Origin of the sequence: Trueperella sp. HMSC08H06 (assembly GCF_001808465.1) — a bacterium.
Lineage (GTDB): Bacteria > Actinomycetota > Actinomycetes > Actinomycetales > Actinomycetaceae > Trueperella > Trueperella bernardiae.
In genome coordinates this window covers 22417-44607 of sequence record NZ_KV793355.1, presented here as the reverse complement: position 1 = coordinate 44607, position 22191 = coordinate 22417, and the positions used below count along the sequence as shown (strand labels likewise).

Here is a 22191-nt window from a genome sequence, read left to right as displayed (position 1 = left end):
GCAACGCTAATTTTCCATGTGCAACGGTAAAAAGCGGTTAATTGTTGTTGCATGCTGCGGATTAGCGTTGCACATCCGGGAGGGTGGGTCAGGCCTGCTGGAGGTCGCCGATCCACTGGATCCCGGCCGTGAGGTCCGCCGAATAGGGCGAACCCTCGCGGGGCGCGGGCGCGCCGCCGGCCTGGGCGCCGCCGGCAAGCTCGGCCTCCCCGGCATCCCCGGCGGGGTCATTCGCGAGCCGGGTGAGGAGCCAGTCGGGCATGGTGTCGCCGGTGCGGGGGAAGGCGTCGGCCTCGTTGCGCCATTCTTCCACCGGCACGAGGTCGGCCCACACGGGTTCCTGCACAGCGTTGACGTTGAGTTTGCCCTGCCCGGCCTTCGTGAGGTTGATGACCGCCACGAAGAAGGGCGCCTCCCCGGCGATTGCCAGGTTTTGCTTGAGGCGGCGCAGGTGGTGGATGACCGCGGTGGGAAGCACGCGCAGCTGGGCGTTCGTGTCCCCCTCGAGCTTCGCGTACCCTTCGTAGATCGCGGATTGGCCCACCAGCTGGACGCGCACGGTCTCCTCGATCCAGTCCGGCGGGGCGGTCTGGGATAGGAGGGAGAGGCACTCGCGCAGGAGGGCGTTCGTGTCGGAGAAGTCGATCGCGGCTGAGCGCGCGGCGATAGCGGGCCGGTCGGAGACGTCCCAGATCACGGGGCGGGCCTCCTGGCGCTTCTGGTTGGTGAGGTTCGCGGGGTCGACCAGGGCGGTGTACACGCCCGTCGACCAGCGCTGGAACTTGGCCCGCTCCAGGTAGTGGGCGTCGTTGATGAGGGCTGCCACCTGGAAGAGGAGCCTGTCGCCGTCGCGAACCGAGCGCACCACCCGCACGGGGATGCCGGACACCTCGCCCGTCACCAGGTCCGCGTAGATGTCCGCGCCCTCGCCCACTGCAATCCGCTTCGCCCACATGCCCGACTCCAGCTGAGTGAAACCGTCCTCCGCCTGCGGGTTCGTGGGGCTGACCATCGTCACCGCCGCCGGGCGCCCGTCCTCCAGCTCAACGTCGCACGGCACCCCGCCCCACGCGCGCTTGATGACCGGGCCGATGAACGGGGAGGGCACCGTGGCCGTGAACGTGCCGGTCTCGACATTCTCCCAGCCGTAAGCCAGTCCGTGGTAGACGCCGCGTAGCTCCGGCTCCGGGTTGCCCGGGTGGAAGCGCCACAGGCGGCTACCCGCCGTGAGCCGCGCCGGCTCGATGAGCAGCAGGTCGGTCTCCACCCCGCCGCCGCGCGCCACACCCGAGCCGTCGTACGGCGGGTATTCCACGACGCCGCCCCGGAACGCCTCCGCACTCAGAGGGCCCACCGCGTGACGGTCGAACACGAACGGGTCCACCGGCACGTGCAGGATGTCGAGCGGTTCGTCCTCCGCATACGGCGCGCCGGGGAAACGCAGGCAGAGCAGGTCCATGAGGTCGCCGACGTCTGTGACGGAAGCCGCGGCGGCGGCGTCGACAGCGAAGCCAGAAAAGAGGTCGTAGCCCGTGTCGAGGAAGGACTGGGCCTGCTGTGCGGAGACGGCAAGTTGGAAGGTGAGCATGAGGGTCTTTCGTCGGGGGCGTTGCCCTACTACTCTACTGGCTCGCGGCCGGCGCGGGAATCGGGCGCGGCTAGCCGGATCGTGGCGGGCGGGTCTGCCGGCTGGGCTGCGGGGAGGTCGGCCCGCGCCGCCGGCCGCCAGCGGGCAGGTCGGGTTACGCCGCCCGGTTTGCGCGCAGGCGCTTCACTACCCACCACCCCAGGAGCACGACGACGAGCGCCGCCACCACGTACGACAGGAGCCCCACGTACTGCTCCACCAGGTGCCAGTTCTCACCCAGGATGTACCCTGCGCCGACGAGGGCCGTGTTCCAGATGGCCGCGCCCGCCGTCGTGAGCAGGGTGAACCACAGGAAGTTCATCTTGATGACGCCGGCCGGCAGGGAGATGAGCGAGCGGAAGATCGGCAGCATGCGGCCGAAGAAGACCGTGGACTGGTCGTGCTTGTGGAACCACGCCTCAGTCTTGTCCACGTCCGACATCTTCACCAGCGGCAGCCAGTTGAAGATTGCGCGGGTGCGCTCGCGGCCGATGAGGCGCGCGATCCCGTACAGTGCCCACGCGCCCACGAGCGAGCCCACCGTGGCCCAGACGATCGCCTCGACCAGGCCGAACGACGTGCCCTGCGACGCCGTGAAGCCCGCGAGCGGCAGAACGATCTCCGAGGGTAGTGGCGGGAACAGGTTCTCAAGCGCGATGAGGAACGCGACGCCGAGCCCGCCCAGGGACTCCATGATCGTCACGGCCCAGGCGGCGATGCCGGTCAGCTGGTCGGCGCCAGCGGTGGCGGTGGCGGCGGTTGCGAGGGTCAGTAGGCTCATGTTCCCTAGCGTACGAGCTTCGGCGCCAGGCCCACGTAGGTGGCCGGGGTGAGATTGGCCAAGCGGGCCGCGACGTCGTCGGGCAGCCCGAGCGAGCCGATGAAGGCGCGCATCTCCTCAGCCCCCACCTGGTGGCCGCGCGTGAGCTCCTTGAGGCGCTCGTACGGGTCCTGCATGCCCGTGGCGCCGGCGATCGCGGCGGCGCGCATCGCCTGCTGGATCGGCTCGCCGAGGACTTCCCAGTGGGCTTCGAGGTCGGCGTTGAGGGCGGCGCGGTTAGCCTCCACGCCGGCGACGCCGCGGCGCAAGTTCGTGATCGCCAGCAGCGAATGACCGAAGGCGACCCCCACGTTGCGCAGGGTGGAGGAGTCGGTGAGGTCGCGCTGGAGGCGCGAGGTGACGAGGGTGGCGCCGAGCGTGTCGAGCAAAGCGCAGGAGATTTCCAGGTTTGCCTCCGCGTTCTCGAAGCGGATCGGGTTGACCTTGTGCGGCATCGTGGACGAGCCCGTGGAGCCCTGCGCCGCGAGGTTCTGGGCGAGGTAGCCGAGCGAGATGTACGTCCAGAAGTCGGTGGCGAGGTTGTGGGCGATGCGGTTGAAGCGGGCGACGTCGGCAAAAAGCTCGCTCATCCAGTCATGGGACTCGATCTGGGTGGTGAGCGGGTTGAAGGTCAGCCCCAGGCCCTCCACGAACTGGCGGGCGAGCGCCGGCCAATCCGCGCCCGGCACCGACACCGAGTGCGCGCCATACGTGCCCGTGGCGCCGTTGAACTTGCCCAGGAACTCGGCGGCCTCGATCCGGCGGACCTGGCGCGCGAGGCGGTGGGCCAGCACCGCGACCTCCTTGCCCAACGTGGTGGGCGAGGCCGGCTGGCCGTGCGTGTGCGAGAGCATCGGGGTGGCGGCGTCCGTGGCGGCCATCTGCTCGAGGTCGGCCACGAGGGCGCGGGCGGCCGGCAGCCACACCTGGGTGAGCGCGTCCTTGATGATGAGCGCGTAGGAGAGGTTGTTGATGTCCTCGGAGGTGGCGAAAATGTGGACGATCTCGTGCATCTGCGGCAGGGTCGTGTCGCCGAGGGCGGCCGGGGCGGCGTCCATCTTCTCCTTGAGAAAGTACTCCACTGCCTTCACGTCGTGGCGGGTCTCGGCCTCGATCACTGCGAGGCGGGCGATGTCGGCGTCGTCCATGTCCGTAGGGATCGCACGCAGGTAGGCGATGTCGGCGTCGGTCAGCACGGGCGCGCCCGGGAGGACCCTGTTGGTGGACAGGAAGATCAGCCACTCGACCTCCACATGTGCGCGGGCCCGGTTGAGGGCCTGCTCGGAGAGGTGGTCGATGAGCGGGGCGACCTCCGGCCGGTAGCGACCATCGAGGGGGCCCAGGGCATACACGTCAGAGAACTTCATGCTCCCATGGTGGCATATTCGGCGTTTGCGCCGCCCGGCATCCACGATGAGGACTCGGCGCGCAGGTTCTGGCTCACTCTCTGAGACGGCGAGCGTGTGCGGGCGCGCTGGCGGCGGGCCGGAAGCGGGCCGACGGCAAGTCAGAGGTAGGGGCCCGCCGCCGCGACCGTCTCCCGCCCATAGCCCCCGCCGAACAGCGCGGCGTGGATGATGAGCATGTGCAGCCGATGCAGTCCCACCCGCTCCTGCCAGCCCTCCGCCAGCGGCGAGGTCTCGTTGTACCCGGCGTAGATGTCCTCCACGAACGGCGCCCCGAACACGGTCAGCTGCGCCAGGTCCGATTCGGCGTGCCCGCCCTGGCACGCGGGGTCGATGAGTACGCCCACGACGCCGTCGCCACCGGTTGCGCCCGTGCCCTCCATGGGCGAGTCGGGCTGGGACCACAGGAGGTTGCCGGACCAGAGGTCACCGTGGAGGAGTGCCGCATCCGTGCGGACGAGGGCGGGTTGGGGTGAGTCGAAGAGGCCATCGCGGAGGCGTTCGGCCAGGCGCTCCATGAGGGCCGCGTCGGCCGGGGTGAAGGAGCCGTTAGCGAGGGCGTCGCCGACGTAGGGCAGGAGGCGGTCGGCGGCGTAGAACTCCCCGAAGCGCCGGGCCGGCGAGCCCGCCGCGACCAGCGGCAACGGCGCCATCCCCATCGCGCCCACGGAATCGGAAAAGCCGTCGGGTGCCTGGCCGAACACGCGCGGGCCCTCTGAATAGGCGTGGGTGCGGGCAAGCCGGGCGCCGAACTCCCGTGCGGCGCCCGCCGACGCCGGGGCAGGCCGCAGAGTGTACGTGGACAGCGAGCCGGCGTCACTGGAGGAGACCCGCGCGACTGGAGCGCCGGCGTCGTGGGCGGCCTTGGCAAGCGCGGTGAGGCCGCAACGCTCGTGGGCGATGGCTCGCCGCGGCCCGCGCTTGGTGTGAACGGACACGCTAGTCGCGGCCGGTGGCCAGGCTCAGCGCCCAGTTCACCAGGCCCACCACCATGCCGCCGAGCACTGCCCAACCGAAGCCGTCAATCACCAGGGCCAGGGCGAAGTGGCCGGTAATCCAGGCGGTCAGCATGAGCATGAGCGCGTTGACCACCACAAAGAACAGGCCGAGCGTCAGCACGTAGAACGGGAAGGACAGCACCTTGACAATCGGGCGCACCACCATATTCACCAGCGCGAGCACCGCGCCGGCCAGCAGGAAGTACACCGCCGCCTGGCCCGCCGGGCCGAGACCGGCGAAAGCCGCCTCGCCCGCGCCCTCGAGCCGGATGCCCGGGAAAATCAGGGTGGCAACCCACAGAGCAATGGCGTTAAAAGCCGCACCAATGAAGAAATTCATGCCCCCATCCTACGGGCAAAGCCGAGCGGTGATCCGCCAATGCGCGGCCCGCGAAATAGGGGCAAGATAGAGGCATGAGTTTCTTCCGCCCCGAGATCGATCAGTTGCCCGCTTACGTCGCCGGTCGAAACCCGGCCGTCCCGGACGTCATCAAGGTGGCCTCCAACGAGATGCCCTTCCCCACCCTGCCCGGCGTGGCGGCGGCGCTGGGGCTGAGGCTCGGGGACTTGGGGCGGTACCCGGACATGGGCGCGGCCGCCCTCAAGCAGGCGATCGCCGCCTTCCACGAAATATCGTTGGACAACGTGGCCGTGGGCAACGGCTCCGTGGCGCTGATCGAGAAGTTCCTCCAGGCCGTGTGCTCACCAGGGGCTGAGGTGGTGCTGCCGTGGCGCAGCTTCGAGGCCTACCCGATCGCGATCCAGGCCGCCGGCGGCACGGCTGTGCGCGTGGCACTGCGTGGCGGGGCGATCGACCTTCCCGCCATGCTCGACGCCATCACCCCGCGCACCCGCGCCATCATGGTCTGCACGCCGAACAACCCGACGTCGGCGGCCCTCACCCACGACCAGCTCCACCGCTTCCTTCGCTCCGTCCCCGCCGACATCCCCGTACTCATCGATGAAGCCTATGTGGACTTCGTGGAGATGGACGATCCCGTGCGCGGGGTGGAGCTGGCCCGCGAGTTCCCGAACGCGGTGTCGCTGCGGACGTTTTCCAAGGCCTACGGGCTGGCTGGGTTGCGGGTGGGGTACGCGCTCGGGATGGCGGACGTGGTGGCCGGGCTGGACAAGGTGGCCACCCCGTTCGGCGTGAACGAGCTGGCGCAGGCCGCGGCGGTGGCCGCGCTCCAGGAGCACGGCGAGGTGGTGCGGCGCGTGGGGATGATCAAGGCCGAGCGCGCCAAGCTCGTCGCGGCGCTGCGGGCGCTCGATTGGGACGGCGCCGCCCCGCAGGGCAACTTCCTCTGGTTCGACCTCGGCGAGGACTCCGAGCGCTTCGCCGCCCTGTGCGAGCGCGCGGGCATCGTGGTGCGGGCTTTTCCCGACGACGGCGTGCGCGTCACTGTGGCCAGCCCCGAGGCATCACTTCGGCTGGTGCGGGCATATCGGACATTCCGCGCTGCGTAACCGGCTTGGGCCCGCCGGTCGACAGCGGCGCCGGCCTTGCTAACAGGTGAGTTTGGGGCAGGAATGAGCGTTTTTCGCGATGAGATTTCAGATTCACCAGTTAGCCACGCCGGGAGCAGCCAAGATCAGATGAAGGCCAGGAACAGGGCCGCCGAGATCGCCACTTCGCCTAGGCCAATCGGCAGCGGCGGCAGCCAGCCGTGGTGGTAGCCCCAGGCGGGGACGGCCGCCGCGCGTGCCACGATGACCACCCACAGCGAGGGCAGCACCCACGGCTCCCCGACCAGCGCGGCCAGCACCACCACCCCGACCAGCCCCACCGCGTGGAAGGCGATGGATGCGAGGAACCAGGGGCGGTTGCCGCGCTCGCGGATGTTGGTCTTGACGTAGAAGATTGTGCCGAGGAAGTACCACCCGACGATGGCGGTGACGATCCAGATCCAGCCCCAGCCGGTCACGGACCCGTTGCCGGAGGCGCCGGGGAGGGTGGCCAGCCCGTGGGTGGCGAGGTCGTAGGCGACGGGCAGGGTGAGGGTAGCGGCGGTGACGGTCGCGGCATCGTTGAGGAAGGAGCGTTCCTTGCGCCGGGAGTAGCACCAGGCTGAGATCACGACGAGCGGTGCGAAGGCCAGCGTCCAGCGCACTAGGAATGGGGCGGTCACCAGGAGGGCGACGCCGAGGGGTGCCGCGATCGCGGAGTAGGTCAGCGCCGGCGCGACAAAGCGGGAGCGCCTGGAGCGTCGGCCATCCCGCCCAGCCCGGCCAATGCGCGCCGGCCCCGCTCGCAGCCACTGCCCGATGGCGTAGAAGGCGAAGTATCCCACCCACCACGTGCCAAGAAGTAGGAGGTGCTGCCAGACGAATCCGCCGAGCACGATCCCCAGCAGCACGGGCACGGTGACCATCGCCCACGCCCCGTGATAGCGCGGAATCCAGCCGGGAGGAAGCTTGCGTCCCACGGGTTAGAAGATCCGGTCGTTGGCGCGCTTGAGCTCGTAGCCGTGGCCGGACATGACCGACCAGCAGGTCACCCCGTCTTGTTCGAGCGTGCAGGCGAAGCCGTTGAGGGCGACTGCGGTGCCGTAGTCGTACACGTCGGCGACGGACACGGAGTGCTGGCAGTCGGCGTCGACCGCCCCCTCGGCCCCGACCACGTACGTGGCGGTGAGGCCCTCGCACTGTTTGGGGGAGGGGTAGTCGTAGGTGTAGATGGAGCACTCGACGTTGTCAGAGTTGATGCGGCAGTGAATGTTCTTGGCCGGCGTGGTGAAGGAGGCCGCCTCGATGGCGCCCTCAGGCGCGGGCCGCTCCGGCGTGGGCTCAGGCTCTGGTTCGGCGGTCTCAGATGGGGAGGGACTGGAGCTCGGCGCGGGTGAGGAGGTCGGGGAGGGCGGGGGCGTCGTCGTTGGGCTGGTGCCGATCTCGCGGCCGTTGGAGATGAGCTGTTGGAAGACGAGGGCGAGGACCACCAGGAACAGGAGGGAGGCGGAGCCGATGAGGAAGTATAGCGGGCCGCGGTTGGTGGCGGGCTGTGGTGGGCCGGCGTCGGGTAGCTGGTGGCTCATGATTCCTCCTTGAGTATCACGCCCATACTAAGGGATGTCGGAGGTGCTGTGTAGGCTGGAACTGTGCGCGCAGGAGCGGACCTGTGCGCTGATGGGAGGGCTCATGGCACTGGCAACGGGGCAGATTAACGACGCCGATCTGGCGCGTACTGAGGATCTGATCGGGCGCGTCCGGGGTATTTTTCGTGGGAGCGTGGTGGGTCAGCAGGATCTGGCGAGGGCGCTGGTCACGGCGTTGATGGCGCGCGGACACGTGCTGCTCGAGTCGGTGCCGGGATTGGCGAAGACCACGGCGGCGCTGACGCTGGCGGACTCGATTTCGGGCACGTTTTCCCGGATCCAGTGCACGCCTGACCTCATGCCGAATGACATCGTGGGTACGCAGATTTACTCGTATGAGACGGGCAGTTTTTCCACGCAGCTGGGGCCGGTGCACGCAAACATGGTGTTGCTCGATGAGATTAATAGGAGCTCGGCGAAAACTCAGTCGGCGATGTTGGAGGCGATGCAGGAGCGCCAGACGTCGATCGGGGGCACGATCTACAAGCTGCCCGATCCGTTCCTGGTGATGGCCACCCAGAATCCGATCGAAGAGGAAGGCACGTACGTGTTGCCGGAGGCGCAGATGGACCGCTTCCTGCTCAAGGAGGTGCTCACGTACCCGGAGCCGGAGGAGGAGGTGGAGATCCTCACGAAGTCGGCGGAGGGCAGCTTCGGGCGTGGTGACGTGGAGCCGATTACTGCTGACGACGTGCTGTTTTTGCAGGCCACGGCTCGGCAAGTGTACGTGGATGAATCGATCAAGCGTTATATCGTGGCGCTCATTAATACCACGCGCGGGCGGGGGCCGCGGCCGTTGCCGGAGTTGGAGCGGCACTTGCGGGTGGGCTCGTCGCCGCGCGGTGGGTTGGCGCTCATGCAGGTGGGGCAGGCGCTGGCGTTGCAGGCGGGGCGCAACTACGTGACGCCGGAGGACATCACGGCGATGCGCTACCAGGTGCTGCGCCACCGGCTTGTGCGCACGTATGACGCGTTGGCGGGCGGGGTGAGCCCGGAGTCGTTGATCGACGCGGTGTTTGAGACGGTGCCCACGCCATGAGTCGGAGGGTGAGGTCTACGGGAACGCGGTCGGCGCTGGTGCGCGCCAAGGTCTCGTTGCCGGTGATCCGCCGCGCGTCGGGGGTGTTCGAGGGCCAGCACAGCTCGATGCTGACCGGCCAGGGGCACGATTTTGACGACCTCACGGACTACGTTCACGGGGATGATGTGGCGGATATTGATTGGAAGACGTCGGCGCGGGCCGGCCGCCCGATCATCCGCCGCTTCGAGCGGGAGACCGACATGTTCACCCAGCTGGTGGTGGACACGGGCGCGGAGATGAGGGCGGCGGCGCCGTCGGGGGAATCAAAGGAGCAGGTGGCGATGTTCGCCGCGGACGTGCTCGGTTACCTGGCGATTCAGCGCGGGGACCGGCTGTCGGTGGTGTACGGGGATAGTGCGGGGGTGTCGCGGATCCCGGCGCGCAATGGCAACTCGCACCTGGACTTTGCGCTCGATGCGGTGCAGGAGCGGATGGAGGCCGGCGCGGGGGAGTCGGCGGTGTCGGACATGCTGGAGGAGCGGCTGCGCGTGCCGCAGCCGCGGGCGTTGTTGGTGCTGGTCACGGACGAATACTGGCCGGGCCTTGCCGACGGGCACACGCTCCGCCGCATCCGCACCCGGCACGAGGTAGTGGTGTTGCGGGTGGCGGACATGTCGGTGGCTGCGCAGGGCGTGGAGCACATGGTCGACCACGCCACGGGCTCCCTCATCCCGGAGTTCTTGCGTGACGACGCCGCGCTGCGGGCCGACCTTGAGGAGGAACGACGCCGTGCTCACGCCTTCGCCGCGGAGTTGCTGCGCGCGAACGGGGTGCGGCACGTGACCGTGGGGTCTACCGAGGAGGTCCCGAGGGCGATTATTGAGTTGTTGAGGCGCCATGCTTGACCAAGTGATCGATCCGTTTGGCACGCCCGCCGTGTGGTGGGTGATTTTTGGAGGGGTGCTGGTGGGGTGTGCCGGCGTCGTGGTGGCGGCGCTTAGGTATTGGAGGCGCGAGCCGGCCGCGCAGGCGGCGGCGCCGGAGCCGGTTCGGACGCGGCGGGTTTCGGGTGCGGTGGCGCGGATTGATGCGGTGGTGGCGCGGCACGCGGCGGACACGCCGGAGGACGTGCGGGCGCTGCACCTGGAGTTGGCGGCGGAGCTACGGGCGATCATGGGGGAGCTCGTGGGCAAGGACCTGTCGGCGTGGCAGGTGGCGCAGTTGCGCGAGGTGGCGGCCTTTAGCGCGGCGGCGGACGCGATCGAGGAGTGGGAAGAGCCCTCGTTTTCGGCCGAGCCGCACGCGAGCGCCCAGGCGGCCCGTGATCGGGCGGTAAGGGCGGTGTCATGGTAAATCCGCTCCTGGGAATTGGGTTGGGCTTCGTGCTGGTGATCGCGGCGGGGCTTGGCTGGTTGCGCCGGCGCCGGGCGGCGGAGGGCGTGCGCGTGGCACATACGCGCGCGGCGCTCCAGCACCCGCGGCTGCGCAAGAGGTTGGCGATGTTGCGCGTGGGAGTCGGGGCCGTGGTGGTGCTGGCCGTCGTCGTTGGCGGAGGAAGCGCATACCTGGCGGCGCGCCCGGCGGGGGCGGACTCGTTGCGGCGGGAGCTCGCCAGCCGCGACATCATGCTGTGCCTCGACGTGTCCGGCTCGGTGCTGACCTACGACGCGGAGGTGCTGCGGTCGTTCGCCAAGCTCGTGGAGAGCTTCGAGGGTGAGCGCGTGGGGCTGAGCATTTTCAACTCGGCCTCGCGGCTGGTCTTCCCGCTGACCAGCGAATACAACGTGGTGACGGGCCAGATCGATGCAGCCGTGGATGTGATGAGCACGCAGGACCCGGCCGGGCTCAACCGCCTGATCGCCGGCACGGAGGCGGGCGTGGAGGTCCACGGGTCGTCGCTCATTGGGGACGGGCTGGTCTCCTGCCTGTTTTCTTTCGATTTCGACGACGCCGACCGCGCCCGCACCGTCATCTTCGCCACCGACAACGAGCTGGCAGGCGACTCGGTGTTCACGCTCGCGGAGGGGATTGAGCGGGCGAAGGAGGGCGGTGTGGTGGTGCACGGGATCTACATTTCCGGGCCGTGGAGTGACGACAACGCCGAGATGCGCGATCTGCTGGGTGCGGCCGGGATGTATTACTACCCGTTCAATGACGTGAGTGCGGCGGCGCAGATCGTGGAGGCCGTGGAAGCGCAGGACGTGCAAAACGTCGTCGTGGAGGGCGACGCGGTGATGGTGGACCAGCCCGGGCGATGGCCGGCGATCATCGCCGGGGCGCTGGTGGTGTTGTTGGCGGTGGCGTGGAGGTTCAAGCTATGAAGCTCCTGTATCTGATCGATCCGGTCCCGCTCGCCGTGGTGGCGGGTGTGGGACTGGTGCTTGTAATCGGCGGGCTGGTGACCGGGCGGGAGCGGTGGCTGGCGTGGCTACGTCGGTTCGGGATGCTCGCGATGGCGGTGGCGATGGGCCTGGGGCCGGCGGTGAGCGTGGAGACGCGCACGCTCACCTCGAACCTGGCGGTGTTGTTCGTGGTGGACGCCACTGGCTCGATGGCGGCGCAGGATTACGGTGACGGCCGGCGGCTTGACGGGGTGAAGGCGGACGCGGCGGCGCTCATGAACGCGCTGCCCGAGGCGCACTTCGGGATCGTCGAGTACAGTTCGCGGGCCACCCAGCAGCTGCCGATGACCACGGACAAGCAGGCGGCGCGCACGTGGTTCGACGTGTATGACCGGGAGATGACTGACTTTTCCGGGGGATCGTCGATCAATCGCCCGGTGGAGGAGGTCACCGCCGTGCTCGAGCAGCTCCAGGGTGAGAGGTATGTGCCCGTGGTCGTCTTGATGACCGACGGCGAGGCCACCGATGCCATGAGCTCCCGGCGCGGGGAGGCCCCGAATTATGGGGCATGGGCGCCGCTGGTCAAGGGCGGGTACGTGTTCGGGTACGGCACCGAGGCCGGCGGAAAGATGCTCCGGCGGGACCCCGCGGGCGAGAGCGGGGACTACATTATGGCGCCCTCGGGCGGGGTGGCGATCTCGCGGGCCAACCCGGCCGTGCTGGAGACGATCGCCGGCCAGATCGGCGTGCCGTACGTGCACCGCAGCGGGCCCGGCGGGATTGAGGAGCTGGCGGCTCAGCTGAGCGCCGAGGCAAGCTTGGGCGAGGGCGTGGAGGAGAACGTGTACAGTCCCGTGATCTGGGCGTTTGCCGTGGCTCTCGCGGTGTTGGCTGCGTGGGAGATCTTCGACCTCATGCCGCGCGTGCGGGCCGTGGCTATGATGTCCACGCGGCGCACCACCATTGACACCGGGGGTCGGCGATGAGGCGGGCGATCGTGTGGAGGACACCGGGCGCGGGTAAGCGCGTGGCTCCGGGGTCGGGTGCGGATGTTGGCGCAGGCACGGGCGCGGCGTCGGGAATTGGTGAGGCGCGGACGGTGAGCGGGGCGGCGGCGCGCCGATCGGCGTGGAAGCGGGCCGTGGCGGCGCTGGCCGGGCTGGTCGCGCTGGCGCTCGCGGTAGTGACGATCGTGGCCGGCGTCGCGGCGTTTTCCCTGGCGGCGGGGAAGAGCAGGTACGACGCGGGCGAGTTCGCGGCGTCGGCGCAGGCTTACGACGTGGCGACCCACGCGATGCCGGACTCGCTGGGCCGGTGGAAGGCCTTTTTCGGCGCGGGCACGGCCCGGCTCAAGGGCGGGGAGGCGGCCGCGGCGATCAGTGATCTGGAGAGGGCGCTGGAGCTGGTGCCGCCGGGAACCTCGCGGGACGAAGGCGGTGTGGCGGAGGCGAACCCGGATGTGGTCGCCGAGGATACCGGGCCGACCGACGAGTGCAAGGTGCGCATCAACCTCGCCGTCGCCACGATGAGTGTGGCCGGCGGCGAGTCGGACCCGCAATTCACCGCCGCGGGCTACGCCGACGCCGTGAGGATCATCGCCCCGTGTGAGGACGAGCAGTCGGAAAAGGTCCGCACGCAGGCCGAAGAGAGCCAGGCGGAAGCCGAGGAGGAGGCCGCGCGCCAGGAAGCCGAGCGTCACGAAGAGGGAGATCAGGAACCCGATGCGGGCGAGGCCGGCGACCAGAACTCGGAGCCGATGAGCGAACAGGACCGCGAGTTGCTCGAGCGGATTTCTGAGGCCGAACAACAGCGCCGCGAGTGGAGCGAGTATGATAAGCAGTTCGGGAGCAAGAACGGAGAGAACTGGTGATCTTCAACCAGGAAGGCCGCCCGGCGATCATCGTGCCGGTGGTGGGAACCACCCCGCAGGTGATCCTCGAGGAGGCGAGGGAGTGCGAGAAGGCGGGGGCCGACGTCGTCGAGCTCCGCGCCGACTACCTGCTGGCTGCACACCCGGGCACGGATATCGACGCGATTGCGCGCGACCTCCTGCGTGACCTGTATGCTGGACTGTCCGTGCCGGTGCTCATCACGTTCCGCACTCTGGGCCAGGGCGGGGAGGTGGAGCTCACCCCGTTCCGGTACCGGGTGCTGCTGGCCACGATCCTCGACATCCTCATGCAGGAGGCGATTCCCGCCGACCGCGTGGGGTTGGACCTCGAGTTCGCCTCGGAGGCCACGGCGGAGCTGGCCGCGCGGGCGGCGGAGCTGGGGTACACGGCGGTCGTGTCGCACCACGAATGGCAGGACACCCCGGACGCGGAGGTCATGTACCTCATGCTCGAAGACATGCTGGCCGTGCAAAACGCGATACCGAAGCTGGCCGTCATGGCCCACAGCGAGGAGGACACGGCGCGGCTGCTCGAGGTCACGAAGCAGGTAGCGGAAGAGTCAGGCCGGCCGCTCATCACGATCGCGATGGGGGAGGCCGGGATCCGATCTCGGTTCGAAGGGCACGCCTACGGGTCCGTGGCCACATTCGCCACCGCCGGCGCGTCGACTGCGCCTGGACAGCCCACAATCGAGCGCCTCCGAGCGGTGCTCGGAGGCGCTGATTCAGGCGATATGTAATTCTTGCCCGCGTGCCGGGCGCTGGGCGTTAGTTGGACTCTTCGTCGGCGGGAGCGGCGGCCTCAACCTGCTCGACCGTGCCGTCGAGCTTGCCCTCGAGCTCCTTGAGCGCGGCCTCGTCGCCGGCGATGTACCAGTTGTCGCCCACCAGCGCGGTGAAAGACTCGCCCGCGGCCTGCGCCTTGTGGATGTAAGCCGAGCGGGAGCCCTGGTTGGTGAACACGGCGAAGAAGTCGGCCTCGGAGCAGGTGCCCTGGTTCCACTCGCCGTCGGTCCAGTTGTCGCAGGTGTAGCCGGCGTCCACGGCGGCGTCGCGCAGCTCGGCCACTGAGTTGTACGTGCCTGACAGGGTGCGGGTCACCTCGGGGGTGGGCTTGGTGGTCTCGTTGGAGCTTGTCGAGTCCGAACAGCCGGCGAGGGCGAGTGCAATGGTGATGGTCGCAAGGATCTTCTTCATGGTCTTCCGTTCTGCTGAGTATAAGCCGTGCGCAACTATACTCCTTCCCGCTATGCGGATCCGAACCCGAACCGCTCGTAGGTGTTCGCCGACACTAAAAGAAATCGTGATAACTGGCAGCCCCGGCAGAACTCGTGAATATACCGGCTAGCGATTGGTATACGGGCCTGGTGGGCCTCGGGTTCACGAGTTGTGTCGGGCTCCGGGGTGCCGGCGGATCAGCAGCCCCGGCCGGCCGGGGCCGGGGGAGTCCTTCCACCCTCGGCGCAATCGGAGCGGGCAGGGTCCGAGGCGGCGATTAAACTCGGGTACATGAGTAAACAAATGCCATATAACCGGCTTGGATCTGCAGGTCTTCAGGTTTCCCAGTTCAGCTTCGGCTCCTGGGTCACGTTCGGCGGGAAGGTGGACACCGGGCTTGCCAAGGAGCAGCTGCAGGCCGCCGCCGACGCCGGGGTCAACTTCTTCGACAACGCTGAGGTCTACGCCGGCGGCAAGTCGGAGCAGATCATGGGCGAGGCCATCCGCGAGCTGGGGTGGAAGCGCCACGAGTACGTCATTTCCACCAAGTTCTACTGGGGCATCAACGGCGAGATGCCGAACATGCACTATACCCTCAATCGCAAGTACCTCATGCAGGCCATTGACGGCTCGCTCGAGCGGCTCGGCCTCGACTTCGTGGACCTGGCCTACTGCCACCGGCCGGACCCGAACACGCCGATCGAGGAGACGGTGTATGCGATGAGCGACATCGTGGAGTCGGGCAAGGCCCTGTACTGGGGCACCTCGGAGTGGAGCGCGGATGAGATCCGCGCGGCGTGGGAAATCGCCGACAAGCGCAACCTGCGCAAGCCCGTCATGGAGCAGCCGCAGTACAACCTCCTCCACCGCGACCGGGTGGAAAACGAGTACGCCCGCCTGTACGAGGACCTCGGCCTGGGGCTGACCACGTGGTCGCCGCTGGCGGGTGGCATCCTCACGGGCAAGTACGTGGACGGGATCCCGGAAGGTTCGCGCGCCACGCTCGAGGGCCACGACTACCTGCGCGCTGGCGCCGAAAAGTCGCGCGACCAGGTGCGCGAGCTCGCCAAGATCGCCGCCGACCTCGGCGTGAGCACCGGCCAGCTAGCCCTCGGCTGGGTGGCCGCCAACCCGCACGTGTCCACGGTGATCTTGGGCGCGTCCTCAGTTAAGCAGCTGGAGGAGAACCTCGGGGCGCTCAAGGCCCTCGAGTCTCTGAATGACGACGCCGGCCTCAAGGCCTCCATCGACGAGCTGTTCTAACGCCGCCCGGCGCCGGTTACCCCGGCCAAGCGAAATTTGCGGGACGACTTGAGCCCCACCTGCATATATGTGCAGACCTGGCCCAGATCGTCCCGCAAATTATCCGTCGAGGCTGAGACAAGGCACCCGGCCGGTTGGTTGCCGTGCACATGAGATCTGCTCGGCGCATAGGCTAGGTTAGATGCCATGCCCGGTCTTTTGCTCGTCAACCTTGGTACGCCCGATTCGCCGTCGCGCGCGGACGTGGCCACCTTCCTTGACGACTTCCTGTCCGACCCCGACGTGATCGATTTCCCGCGCGCCCTCTGGCTACCTATTCTGCGCGGGATCATCCTGCGTACGCGCCCCGCAAAGTCGGGCGCGCTGTACGAGACGATTTGGACGGAGGAAGGCTCGCCGCTCGTCGTGATCACGCGCCAGCAGCGCGACCTGCTCGCGGAGGCGTTGCCGTGGGAGGTGCGCTACGCGATGACGTACACGAAGCCGTCGATCGCGCAGGAGCTGGACGCGTTCGCCCGGGAGGGCATGCGGGATGTGACCGTGTTGCCGCTGTACCCGCAGTGGGCGCCGTCGAACACGGGGTCGATCGTGCAGCAGGTGCGGGCGTGGCAGGCCGCCTCGCCCGAGACCCGGGTGCGGATGATCGGCCCGTGGCCGGCCCAGGGGCACTTTGTGGACTGGCATGCGGAGAAGATCGCGGCTGCCGTCGCCGCCCTTCCCACCCCGGAGCGTGCTCGCATCCTGCTGTCCTACCACGGCGTGCCCGAGCGCCGCGTCCACCGCCCCCACGAGTACGCCACGCAGTGCGAGGCCACCACGTTCGCGATCGAGGAGGGGTTGCGCAGGCGCGGGGTGAGCAACGCCGTCGTGACCACGTACCAGTCCAAGTTCGGGCCCGGCAAATGGCTCGAGCCCGCCACAATCGACACGATGGGCGCGCTGCCCGGCCAGGGTGTCACCAGTGTTGTGCTGGCCACCCCCGGGTTCCTCGCCGACTGCATCGAGACCCTCGATGAGCTCGACGTCCTCAACCGCGAGGCGTTCGAAAGCGCAGGCGGGACGCACTTCGTGCGCGTGCCGCCGATGAATGACGACCCGGTGTTTGCCGACGTCGTCGCCCACCTTCTCGAGGGCGCGGGCCCGCGTCCAACCGCGGTACGAGATCGGGTTATCGAGGGTGAGGCAAGTTAGGCAATAATTGTGCACAAACACGCCGTTGCACAAAAGGACCGTCCATGCCTACTGACCATTCTGCGCCTCGCCGCGCCCGTTCGATCGCGCCCGAGGCGATAGCCCCACTTCCGGACCGGGTGCGTGCCTGGCTGGTGCATATTTTTACGATGTCGGGGATGGCGTTCGCTGCGCTCGCCACGCTCGCGCTCATCGACCGGCAGATCGCGTGGATGTGGCTGTGGCTTGGGGTGGCGCTGATCGTGGATGGCGTGGATGGGTTCTTCGCCCGGCGGTATCGCGTGCGCGAGGTGTTGCCGTGGTTCGACGGCGGGATCCTCGACATCGCGATCGACTACATCACCTGGACCTTCATCCCCGCGATCTTCATGTACACCCAGCTGGACCTGGGGCCGAAGCCGCTGGCGGGGGTGTTGACGGTGCTGATTTTGACGTCGTCGACACTGTGTTACGCGAACGAGAACTGGAAGTCGGTCGACTATTACTTCTACGGCTTCCCGGCGGCGTGGAACATCGTGGCCGTCATCCTATACGTGCTCCAGCTGGGGCAGGCGGCGAACATCTTCTGGGTGACCCTGTTTATTGTGCTGACGATCGTGCCGTTCTACTGGACGCACCCGTTCAGAGTGAAGCGTTTCATGGTGCTGAATTTGGCGTCGATCTTCGTGTGGATCGCGGCCACGGGCTGGCTGGTGGTGGTGTTCCCACATCAGCCGATGTGGCTGCTGGTGACGTTCTGGGTCTCGGGCGGGTGGTTCATCGGCACGGGCGTGATCCGTACGGTGACGGGGCCGGATCGGCCGCGGCGCCCGGGGCGCGCGGCCTCCGCATAGCCCGCCGGAGCGCCGCCTGAGCCGCATAGCTCGGGGGCGGCGTCGGGCGGCGGCTAGAGACGGGAGTGGCGCAGGCCGGCGGCGACCGCGCGGTCGCGAAGGTAGTTGAAGCCCTCATACAGGAGGGCGCCGGCGATCATCGCCCCCACGACGCCGTGCACCCACCACGAATACCCGCGTCCATGCGACCAGAAGTAGATGTAGGGCGCGATGAACGTGATGAGCGTGACGGCAAACCCGGTCACCCGCACCCAGGTCTTGTGCGCGGTGAAGAACGCGACCAGCCCCCACGTGTAGGGGATCGCCGTCACCACATCCATCGTCCACAGCAGCAGCACGCTGCCGTGGAAGTGCGGTACGAACGTGGCTGGCAGCGCGCGTAGCGTCGAGTAGATGAAGACCACCAGGTAGGCCCAAAACGTGGGGCTGTGCAACGCGCGGTACAGCCGCGACGACGGCACCACCCGTGCTCCGACCTCGCGCAGCGCCCGGTAGTTGTGCGAGCTGATCGTCGACGATTCCTCGCCCACGAACGCCATTCGCACAAACTCTTGCTGGTCGGGGGTGCCCGCGGCCCACGCCCGCAACCACGCCGACGGACTCATCCCGACCACCACGTGAGGCCGATCCACCCCTCCGAGGTAGCGCTCGGCGAGCTCGGGGGAGAGGGACCCGGCCCTGACAAATTTGAGGGCCGAAGGGAGGAAGGAATCGCTCAGTGGCTGGAGGAGGTGGGTCTCCGCGTGGGAGGGGTCGGCGCCGAAGAACACCTGAAGGGCGGCCAGCCGCTCGGCCGGGACCAAGGCAAACATGAGGTGTTGGCGGGTGGTGATGAGGCGGCGGAGGTCGGTGGCTAGGGTGTCGCGAAGGTCGGTGGGGAGGGTGGCGGGCGTGGTCGGAGAATCGGCAAGCAGAGAGGAGAGCGGACCGAGCACCAGGCTCGTGGCGGTGCGGCGCGCGGTGAGATTGCCCAGGCGGTCGATGCCGGAGACGCGCTTGACCGCCGCCGGATCGATCCCGATCTCCCGCAGCATCGGGTAAGCGAGCGCGGAGTGGCGGGTGAGGAGGCGCGCGGCGTCGTCAGTGCTGGTCAGGGCATGTGGCATGCTCGCTCCTCGGGTTGGCCAATCTCAGCCATTATAAGGAACGGGGACGTGCGCGTCCTCATGCCCAGGGTGTGTGGCTTATTAGGGGCGGCGGTCAGCGGGGCGGGCGGCGTCGTGAACGCCCGGGGCGTCAGCAGGGTGCGACCTCACATTCGGCCTCCGCCACCTGGACATGGAAATAAGGCGATTCTACCGAAGCGGTCAGTTCGCGCTTCTTCTTCCGAATGGCAAGCGTGAGGATAAGGAACGCGCCGATCCACGCGAGTGGATGGCACACGACGATCCCGACGAAACCGTAGACCGGGGCGATGAACAGCGCCGTGGCCACGCGGGCGCCCATCTCGATTAAACCGGCCAGCGTGGGGACCAGCGCGTTGCCCAGCGACTGCAGCGAGTAGCGGTTGACGAACAGGATCGTGAGGAACGGGTAGAACGGTACGGTCACCCACAGGTAGATGGAGCCGAGGCGGAGGATTTCGTCGGTGAGGCCGGAGCCGAAGAAGGCGCTGATCACCTCGTGCTGGAAGACGAGGATGAGCGTGCCGATGATGGCGGCGTAGGCAAGCGACATGTAAATCGTCTGGCTGATGCCCACCCACATGCGCTCCATCTTGCCCGCGCCGTAGTTCTGCGCCACGAAGACGCCAGCCGCGATCCCGAAGGAGACGAAGGGGAACATGGCCAGCTGCTCGATTCGCTGGGCGACCGTGTAGGCGGCGATCGCGGCGGCGCCGTGCCCGTTGAGCGCGATCTGGATGACGATGAGGCCGAGGGCAATGACGGAGGTCTGGAAGCCCATGGGGATGCCGAGGCGCAACTGCTCGAGGGCCTCGACCTTGAGGATGCGGAAGTCGGCCCCGCTGATGCGCAGGATCGGGATGCGGGTCTGAATGTAGATCGCGCACGCCACCACCGACAGGCCCTGGGCGATCACCGTGGCCAGCGCCGCGCCCTCCACGCCCATGCCAACGTAGAGGATGAAGACGAGGTCGAGCACGATGTTGAGCGTGGCGGCCATGACGAGGAACAACAGTGGGGTGGTCGAATCGCCGATCGCGCGGATTGCGTTGGCCAGCAGGTTGTAAAACACCGTGAAGGCCAGGCCCGCGAACAGGACCTGGAGGTAGTAGGTGGCGTCGGGGAGGATGTCGGCGGGGGTGTTCATGAGGCGCAAGATGTCACCGGAAAAGGCCACCGCCGGAACCGTGATGACAAGCGCCATGATCGCCGACAAAACGATCGACGTGGCGAAATTCCGGCGCAGAGCCGGCAGGCGCTGGGCACCAAAGTGGCGCGACATCGGGATCGTCATGCCCACCGTGGCCGACTGGGCAAAGCCCATCACTAGGAAGAACAGGGTGCCGACCGAGCCGACCGCCGCCACCGCATCCGCGCCGAGCGTGCGTCCCACGATGAACGTGTCCGAAATGTTGTACAGCTGCTGGAAGAGGTTCCCCGCAAGCAGGGGAAGCATAAAAAGCAAAATCAGCTTGCCCTCATGACCATGCGTCAGTTCTTTAGCCATACTCGTCTTTCCCGACGGCGCAATTACAATCCTCAAAAACCGTCAAAAATCGTACCATTCTTTGCCGTTGGGAAATAAGGGTTTGTCCATGTGAGATGCGAGGCAGGGGGTGGGGCGGGCGGCACGGTGAGCCCGCCGGGGCGTGCGAGGTGACTGCCCCTGCGCGAGGTGAGGGCGTGGGTGCAAAGCGGGACGATCGCGACGTGGGGTGTGGGCGCAAGGCGCGGGCGGCGTCGTGAAAAACGCCAGTGGCAAACAGTGACGAAGAGTACACTTGGGGCATGTCTGATACCGATTCCCTCTCAACAAAGCTCCCCAAGCTCGGCTCGCGCGCGTACGACAAGGAGCTCCGCCGCCTGCAGGCAGAGCTCGTGGAGATGCAGCAGTGGGTTATTGCCACTGGTGAGCGCATCGTCATCCTTTTTGAGGGGCGTGACGCGGCGGGGAAGGGGTCGGCGATTAAGCGCGTCACCCAGTACTTGAACCCGCGTCATGCGCGAGTGGTCGCGTTGCCTAAGCCCACCGAGCGCGAGTCTACGCAGTGGTACTTCCAGCGCTACGTGGCGCACCTGCCCGCGGCGGGCGAGATCGTCATCTTCGACCGGTCCTGGTACAATCGCGCGGGCGTCGAGCGCGTGATGGGCTTCGCCTCGCCCGAGGAATACCACCGCTTCTTGCGGCAGGCGCCCGAGTTTGAGCGCATGCTTGTCGACGACGGGATCCGCATCCTCAAGTACTGGTTCTCCGTGTCGGCGGAGGAGCAGGAGGCGCGGTTCAGGTCGCGGTCATCGGACCCGATGAGACGCTGGAAGCTGTCGCCGATCGACGTCGAATCCATCAACCGCTGGGAAGAATACTCGCAGGCGAAGGACGCCATGTTCGCCGCCACGGACACGCCGTGGGCGCGCTGGCGTACGGTCGAGTCGGAGGATAAGAAGCGTTCGCGCATCAACGTCATTTCCGACATCCTGCACGAGATCCCCTGGGAACGCATTGAACCGGAGAAGGTGGAGGTGCCGAAGCGGCCGGCGATCGCCGAGCAGGACGCCCACCAGCGCCTCGACCGCACGAAGTACATTTATGTCGACGACGTCGCCGTGAATCTGGAAAAGGACCGCGTGAAGGCCGCAAAGGATGAGCGCAAGTCGGCCAAGAAGGCTCGCAAGGCGGCCAAGAAGGTGCGCGAGGAAGACAAGGCTGCAGGCGGGGAGTAGGCGCGCGGCGGGATAGGTGCGGGCGAAGGTTGGCTGGACCCCGGAGTCGTCGGGATGTGGGAAGAGTAAGGACTCCCCACGCACCCGCCAGAGCCCAAGTACCCTTGCTGCATTCCTGCCCTGGGGGAGTTCCTCAAGATGACGCCACGTGGGGAGCCGCCACCGATCCTACCATGAGTTTCGGGGTGGCAACGTCGGGAGGGTGAGACTAACGGCACCCGCGCCTGGCGGCCCGCAATTTCCCAAAGGGCGCCAGTTTTCGTAAACTGGGTAGGCAGATTGGCAGAATCTGAGGAGGATTCGCCTAGTGGCCTATGGCGCTCGCTTGGAAAGCGGGTTGGGTTAACGCCCTCGGGGGTTCGAATCCCCCATCCTCCGCAAAAGTCCCGTCCCGCAGTAGCGGGACGGGACTTTTTGTTGGATTATCGCGGGTTTTCGTTGGTGTAGTCGGGTTTGGTCAGACACCACCAAAACCACCCCAAAACCCCAAGCGACCCCACAAGACCCCACCGTAAGGGGGGTGCGAAAGGGGTACAAACAAAAACTGAGAAGGGGCACAGGAGGCCCATGACGTCGTCGACGCGTTCGTCGAGACGCGCTTCCCCAGTCGTCCATGCCGGCGTGAGTCCTGGGCTCGCGGC

The 22191-nt window shown here is 67.5% G+C and carries 22 protein-coding genes, 1 tRNA gene and 1 other RNA gene; 13 read left to right on the top strand and 11 right to left on the bottom strand.

The genetic code is table 11. The annotated features are described in order from the left end of the window. Positions 1-88 precede the first annotated feature (88 nt). The 5 genes from HMPREF3174_RS05375 to HMPREF3174_RS05355 form a co-directional block, all read right to left on the bottom strand. A complete protein-coding gene (locus tag HMPREF3174_RS05375; protein ID WP_070448163.1) occupies positions 89-1588 on the bottom strand; it encodes a hypothetical protein in 1500 nt (499 codons plus the stop codon). A gap of 154 nt (positions 1589-1742) precedes the next feature. After that, entirely contained in the window at positions 1743-2408 is a 666-nt protein-coding gene (locus tag HMPREF3174_RS05370) for a DedA family protein (RefSeq protein WP_062614173.1), read from the bottom strand. 5 nt (positions 2409-2413) lie between these two features. Then, complete coding sequence (gene purB, locus HMPREF3174_RS05365; protein WP_070448162.1) at positions 2414-3814, bottom strand: adenylosuccinate lyase; 1401 nt, start codon at positions 3812-3814, stop codon at positions 2414-2416. 140 nt (positions 3815-3954) lie between these two features. Then, entirely contained in the window at positions 3955-4791 is an 837-nt protein-coding gene (locus HMPREF3174_RS05360; protein ID WP_062614171.1) for a fructosamine kinase family protein, read from the bottom strand. Position 4792: 1 nt separating this feature from the next. Further along, the gene (locus tag HMPREF3174_RS05355) at positions 4793-5191 is read right to left on the bottom strand and encodes a phage holin family protein (RefSeq protein ID WP_062614170.1); all 399 of its coding nucleotides are present in this window, start codon (positions 5189-5191) and stop codon (positions 4793-4795) included. 74 nt (positions 5192-5265) lie between these two features. Between HMPREF3174_RS05355 and HMPREF3174_RS05350 the strand changes: the two genes are divergently transcribed. After that, positions 5266-6321, top strand: a complete 1056-nt coding sequence (locus tag HMPREF3174_RS05350) for a histidinol-phosphate transaminase (RefSeq protein WP_070446304.1) — start codon at positions 5266-5268, stop codon at positions 6319-6321. A gap of 125 nt (positions 6322-6446) precedes the next feature. Here HMPREF3174_RS05350 and HMPREF3174_RS05345 read toward each other — a convergent pair whose 3' ends face one another. Beyond that, positions 6447-7280: a YwiC-like family protein gene (locus tag HMPREF3174_RS05345; RefSeq protein WP_062614168.1), complete on the bottom strand. Its 834-nt coding sequence runs from the start codon at positions 7278-7280 to the stop codon at positions 6447-6449. 3 nt (positions 7281-7283) lie between these two features. Beyond that, positions 7284-7886, bottom strand: a complete 603-nt coding sequence (locus HMPREF3174_RS05340; RefSeq protein WP_062614167.1) for a hypothetical protein — start codon at positions 7884-7886, stop codon at positions 7284-7286. Positions 7887-7989: 103 nt separating this feature from the next. Here HMPREF3174_RS05340 and HMPREF3174_RS05335 point away from each other — a divergent pair, with 103 nt between their 5' ends. The 7 genes from HMPREF3174_RS05335 to aroD are packed head-to-tail and all read left to right on the top strand — an operon-like array spanning position 7990 to position 13940. Next, entirely contained in the window at positions 7990-8985 is a 996-nt protein-coding gene (locus HMPREF3174_RS05335) for an AAA family ATPase (RefSeq protein ID WP_244899262.1), read from the top strand. 8 nt (positions 8986-8993) lie between these two features. After that, the gene (locus tag HMPREF3174_RS05330) at positions 8994-9872 is read left to right on the top strand and encodes a DUF58 domain-containing protein (protein ID WP_160326888.1); all 879 of its coding nucleotides are present in this window, start codon (positions 8994-8996) and stop codon (positions 9870-9872) included. Beyond that, entirely contained in the window at positions 9865-10320 is a 456-nt protein-coding gene (locus HMPREF3174_RS05325) for a hypothetical protein (protein WP_062614165.1), read from the top strand. Before HMPREF3174_RS05330 ends, HMPREF3174_RS05325 begins: the two co-directional genes overlap by 8 nt. Beyond that, a complete protein-coding gene (locus tag HMPREF3174_RS05320; protein WP_083297691.1) occupies positions 10314-11288 on the top strand; it encodes a vWA domain-containing protein in 975 nt (324 codons plus the stop codon). Before HMPREF3174_RS05325 ends, HMPREF3174_RS05320 begins: the two co-directional genes overlap by 7 nt. After that, a complete protein-coding gene (locus HMPREF3174_RS05315) occupies positions 11285-12295 on the top strand; it encodes a vWA domain-containing protein (protein WP_062614163.1) in 1011 nt (336 codons plus the stop codon). The genes HMPREF3174_RS05320 and HMPREF3174_RS05315 overlap by 4 nt, the downstream gene beginning before the upstream one ends. Before the next feature lie 11 nt (positions 12296-12306). After that, positions 12307-13179, top strand: a complete 873-nt coding sequence (locus tag HMPREF3174_RS05310; RefSeq protein WP_143602056.1) for a tetratricopeptide repeat protein — start codon at positions 12307-12309, stop codon at positions 13177-13179. After that, positions 13176-13940 (top strand): type I 3-dehydroquinate dehydratase, encoded by a 765-nt coding sequence (gene aroD, locus HMPREF3174_RS05305; protein ID WP_070448160.1) that lies wholly within the window; start codon positions 13176-13178, stop codon positions 13938-13940. Before HMPREF3174_RS05310 ends, aroD begins: the two co-directional genes overlap by 4 nt. A 28-nt stretch (positions 13941-13968) precedes the next feature. Here aroD and HMPREF3174_RS05300 read toward each other — a convergent pair whose 3' ends face one another. Then, positions 13969-14397, bottom strand: a complete 429-nt coding sequence (locus HMPREF3174_RS05300) for a membrane lipoprotein lipid attachment site-containing protein (RefSeq protein WP_062614160.1) — start codon at positions 14395-14397, stop codon at positions 13969-13971. Positions 14398-14709: 312 nt separating this feature from the next. On the opposite strand from HMPREF3174_RS05300, the gene HMPREF3174_RS05295 reads away from it, so the two are divergent. The 3 genes from HMPREF3174_RS05295 (at position 14710) to HMPREF3174_RS05285 (ending at position 17705) form a co-directional block, all read left to right on the top strand. Next, positions 14710-15681: an aldo/keto reductase gene (locus HMPREF3174_RS05295; RefSeq protein WP_210382931.1), complete on the top strand. Its 972-nt coding sequence runs from the start codon at positions 14710-14712 to the stop codon at positions 15679-15681. Positions 15682-15867: 186 nt separating this feature from the next. Further along, on the top strand, positions 15868-16872 hold the full coding sequence (gene hemH, locus HMPREF3174_RS05290) for a ferrochelatase (RefSeq protein ID WP_068538861.1): 1005 nt from the start codon (positions 15868-15870) through the stop codon (positions 16870-16872). A gap of 44 nt (positions 16873-16916) precedes the next feature. After that, a complete protein-coding gene (locus HMPREF3174_RS05285) occupies positions 16917-17705 on the top strand; it encodes a CDP-alcohol phosphatidyltransferase family protein (protein ID WP_068538860.1) in 789 nt (262 codons plus the stop codon). Between the two features lie 53 nt (positions 17706-17758). On the opposite strand, the gene HMPREF3174_RS05280 is transcribed toward HMPREF3174_RS05285, so the two are convergent. Next, entirely contained in the window at positions 17759-18811 is a 1053-nt protein-coding gene (locus HMPREF3174_RS05280) for a hypothetical protein (protein ID WP_062614156.1), read from the bottom strand. 130 nt (positions 18812-18941) lie between these two features. After that, positions 18942-20336, bottom strand: coding sequence for an MATE family efflux transporter (locus tag HMPREF3174_RS05275; protein ID WP_070446294.1), 1395 nt, complete (start codon positions 20334-20336; stop codon positions 18942-18944). Positions 20337-20617: 281 nt separating this feature from the next. Here HMPREF3174_RS05275 and ppk2 point away from each other — a divergent pair, with 281 nt between their 5' ends. Then, the gene (ppk2, locus tag HMPREF3174_RS05270) at positions 20618-21550 is read left to right on the top strand and encodes a polyphosphate kinase 2 (RefSeq protein ID WP_070448158.1); all 933 of its coding nucleotides are present in this window, start codon (positions 20618-20620) and stop codon (positions 21548-21550) included. 64 nt (positions 21551-21614) lie between these two features. Here the strand turns inward: ppk2 and ffs are convergent. Then, an RNA gene (gene ffs / locus HMPREF3174_RS05265) (signal recognition particle sRNA small type) lies at positions 21615-21711 on the bottom strand. Positions 21712-21843: 132 nt separating this feature from the next. On the opposite strand from ffs, the gene HMPREF3174_RS05260 reads away from it, so the two are divergent. Further along, positions 21844-21928 (top strand) — tRNA-Ser (locus tag HMPREF3174_RS05260). Positions 21929-22191: the final 263 nt, after the last annotated feature.

Excerpts from the sequence above, each read along its gene's own strand:
- HMPREF3174_RS05320 (WP_083297691.1), top strand. The coding sequence starts at position 10,314 with ATGGTAAATCCGCTCCTGGGAATTGGGTTGGGCTTCGTGCTGGTGATC.
- HMPREF3174_RS05350 (WP_070446304.1), top strand. The coding sequence starts at position 5,266 with ATGAGTTTCTTCCGCCCCGAGATCGATCAGTTGCCCGCTTACGTCGCC.
- HMPREF3174_RS05275 (WP_070446294.1), bottom strand. The coding sequence starts at position 20,336 with ATGGCTAAAGAACTGACGCATGGTCATGAGGGCAAGCTGATTTTGCTT.
- HMPREF3174_RS05340 (WP_062614167.1), bottom strand. The coding sequence starts at position 7,886 with ATGAGCCACCAGCTACCCGACGCCGGCCCACCACAGCCCGCCACCAAC.
- HMPREF3174_RS05375 (WP_070448163.1), bottom strand. The coding sequence starts at position 1,588 with ATGCTCACCTTCCAACTTGCCGTCTCCGCACAGCAGGCCCAGTCCTTC.
- HMPREF3174_RS05300 (WP_062614160.1), bottom strand. The coding sequence starts at position 14,397 with ATGAAGAAGATCCTTGCGACCATCACCATTGCACTCGCCCTCGCCGGC.
- HMPREF3174_RS05315 (WP_062614163.1), top strand. The coding sequence starts at position 11,285 with ATGAAGCTCCTGTATCTGATCGATCCGGTCCCGCTCGCCGTGGTGGCG.
- HMPREF3174_RS05335 (WP_244899262.1), top strand. The coding sequence starts at position 7,990 with ATGGCACTGGCAACGGGGCAGATTAACGACGCCGATCTGGCGCGTACT.
- HMPREF3174_RS05285 (WP_068538860.1), top strand. The coding sequence starts at position 16,917 with ATGCCTACTGACCATTCTGCGCCTCGCCGCGCCCGTTCGATCGCGCCC.
- HMPREF3174_RS05325 (WP_062614165.1), top strand. The coding sequence starts at position 9,865 with ATGCTTGACCAAGTGATCGATCCGTTTGGCACGCCCGCCGTGTGGTGG.
- HMPREF3174_RS05370 (WP_062614173.1), bottom strand. The coding sequence starts at position 2,408 with ATGAGCCTACTGACCCTCGCAACCGCCGCCACCGCCACCGCTGGCGCC.
- hemH (WP_068538861.1), top strand. The coding sequence starts at position 15,868 with ATGCCCGGTCTTTTGCTCGTCAACCTTGGTACGCCCGATTCGCCGTCG.
- HMPREF3174_RS05355 (WP_062614170.1), bottom strand. The coding sequence starts at position 5,191 with ATGAATTTCTTCATTGGTGCGGCTTTTAACGCCATTGCTCTGTGGGTT.
- ppk2 (WP_070448158.1), top strand. The coding sequence starts at position 20,618 with ATGTCTGATACCGATTCCCTCTCAACAAAGCTCCCCAAGCTCGGCTCG.
- HMPREF3174_RS05280 (WP_062614156.1), bottom strand. The coding sequence starts at position 18,811 with ATGCCACATGCCCTGACCAGCACTGACGACGCCGCGCGCCTCCTCACC.
- purB (WP_070448162.1), bottom strand. The coding sequence starts at position 3,814 with ATGAAGTTCTCTGACGTGTATGCCCTGGGCCCCCTCGATGGTCGCTAC.
- HMPREF3174_RS05295 (WP_210382931.1), top strand. The coding sequence starts at position 14,710 with ATGAGTAAACAAATGCCATATAACCGGCTTGGATCTGCAGGTCTTCAG.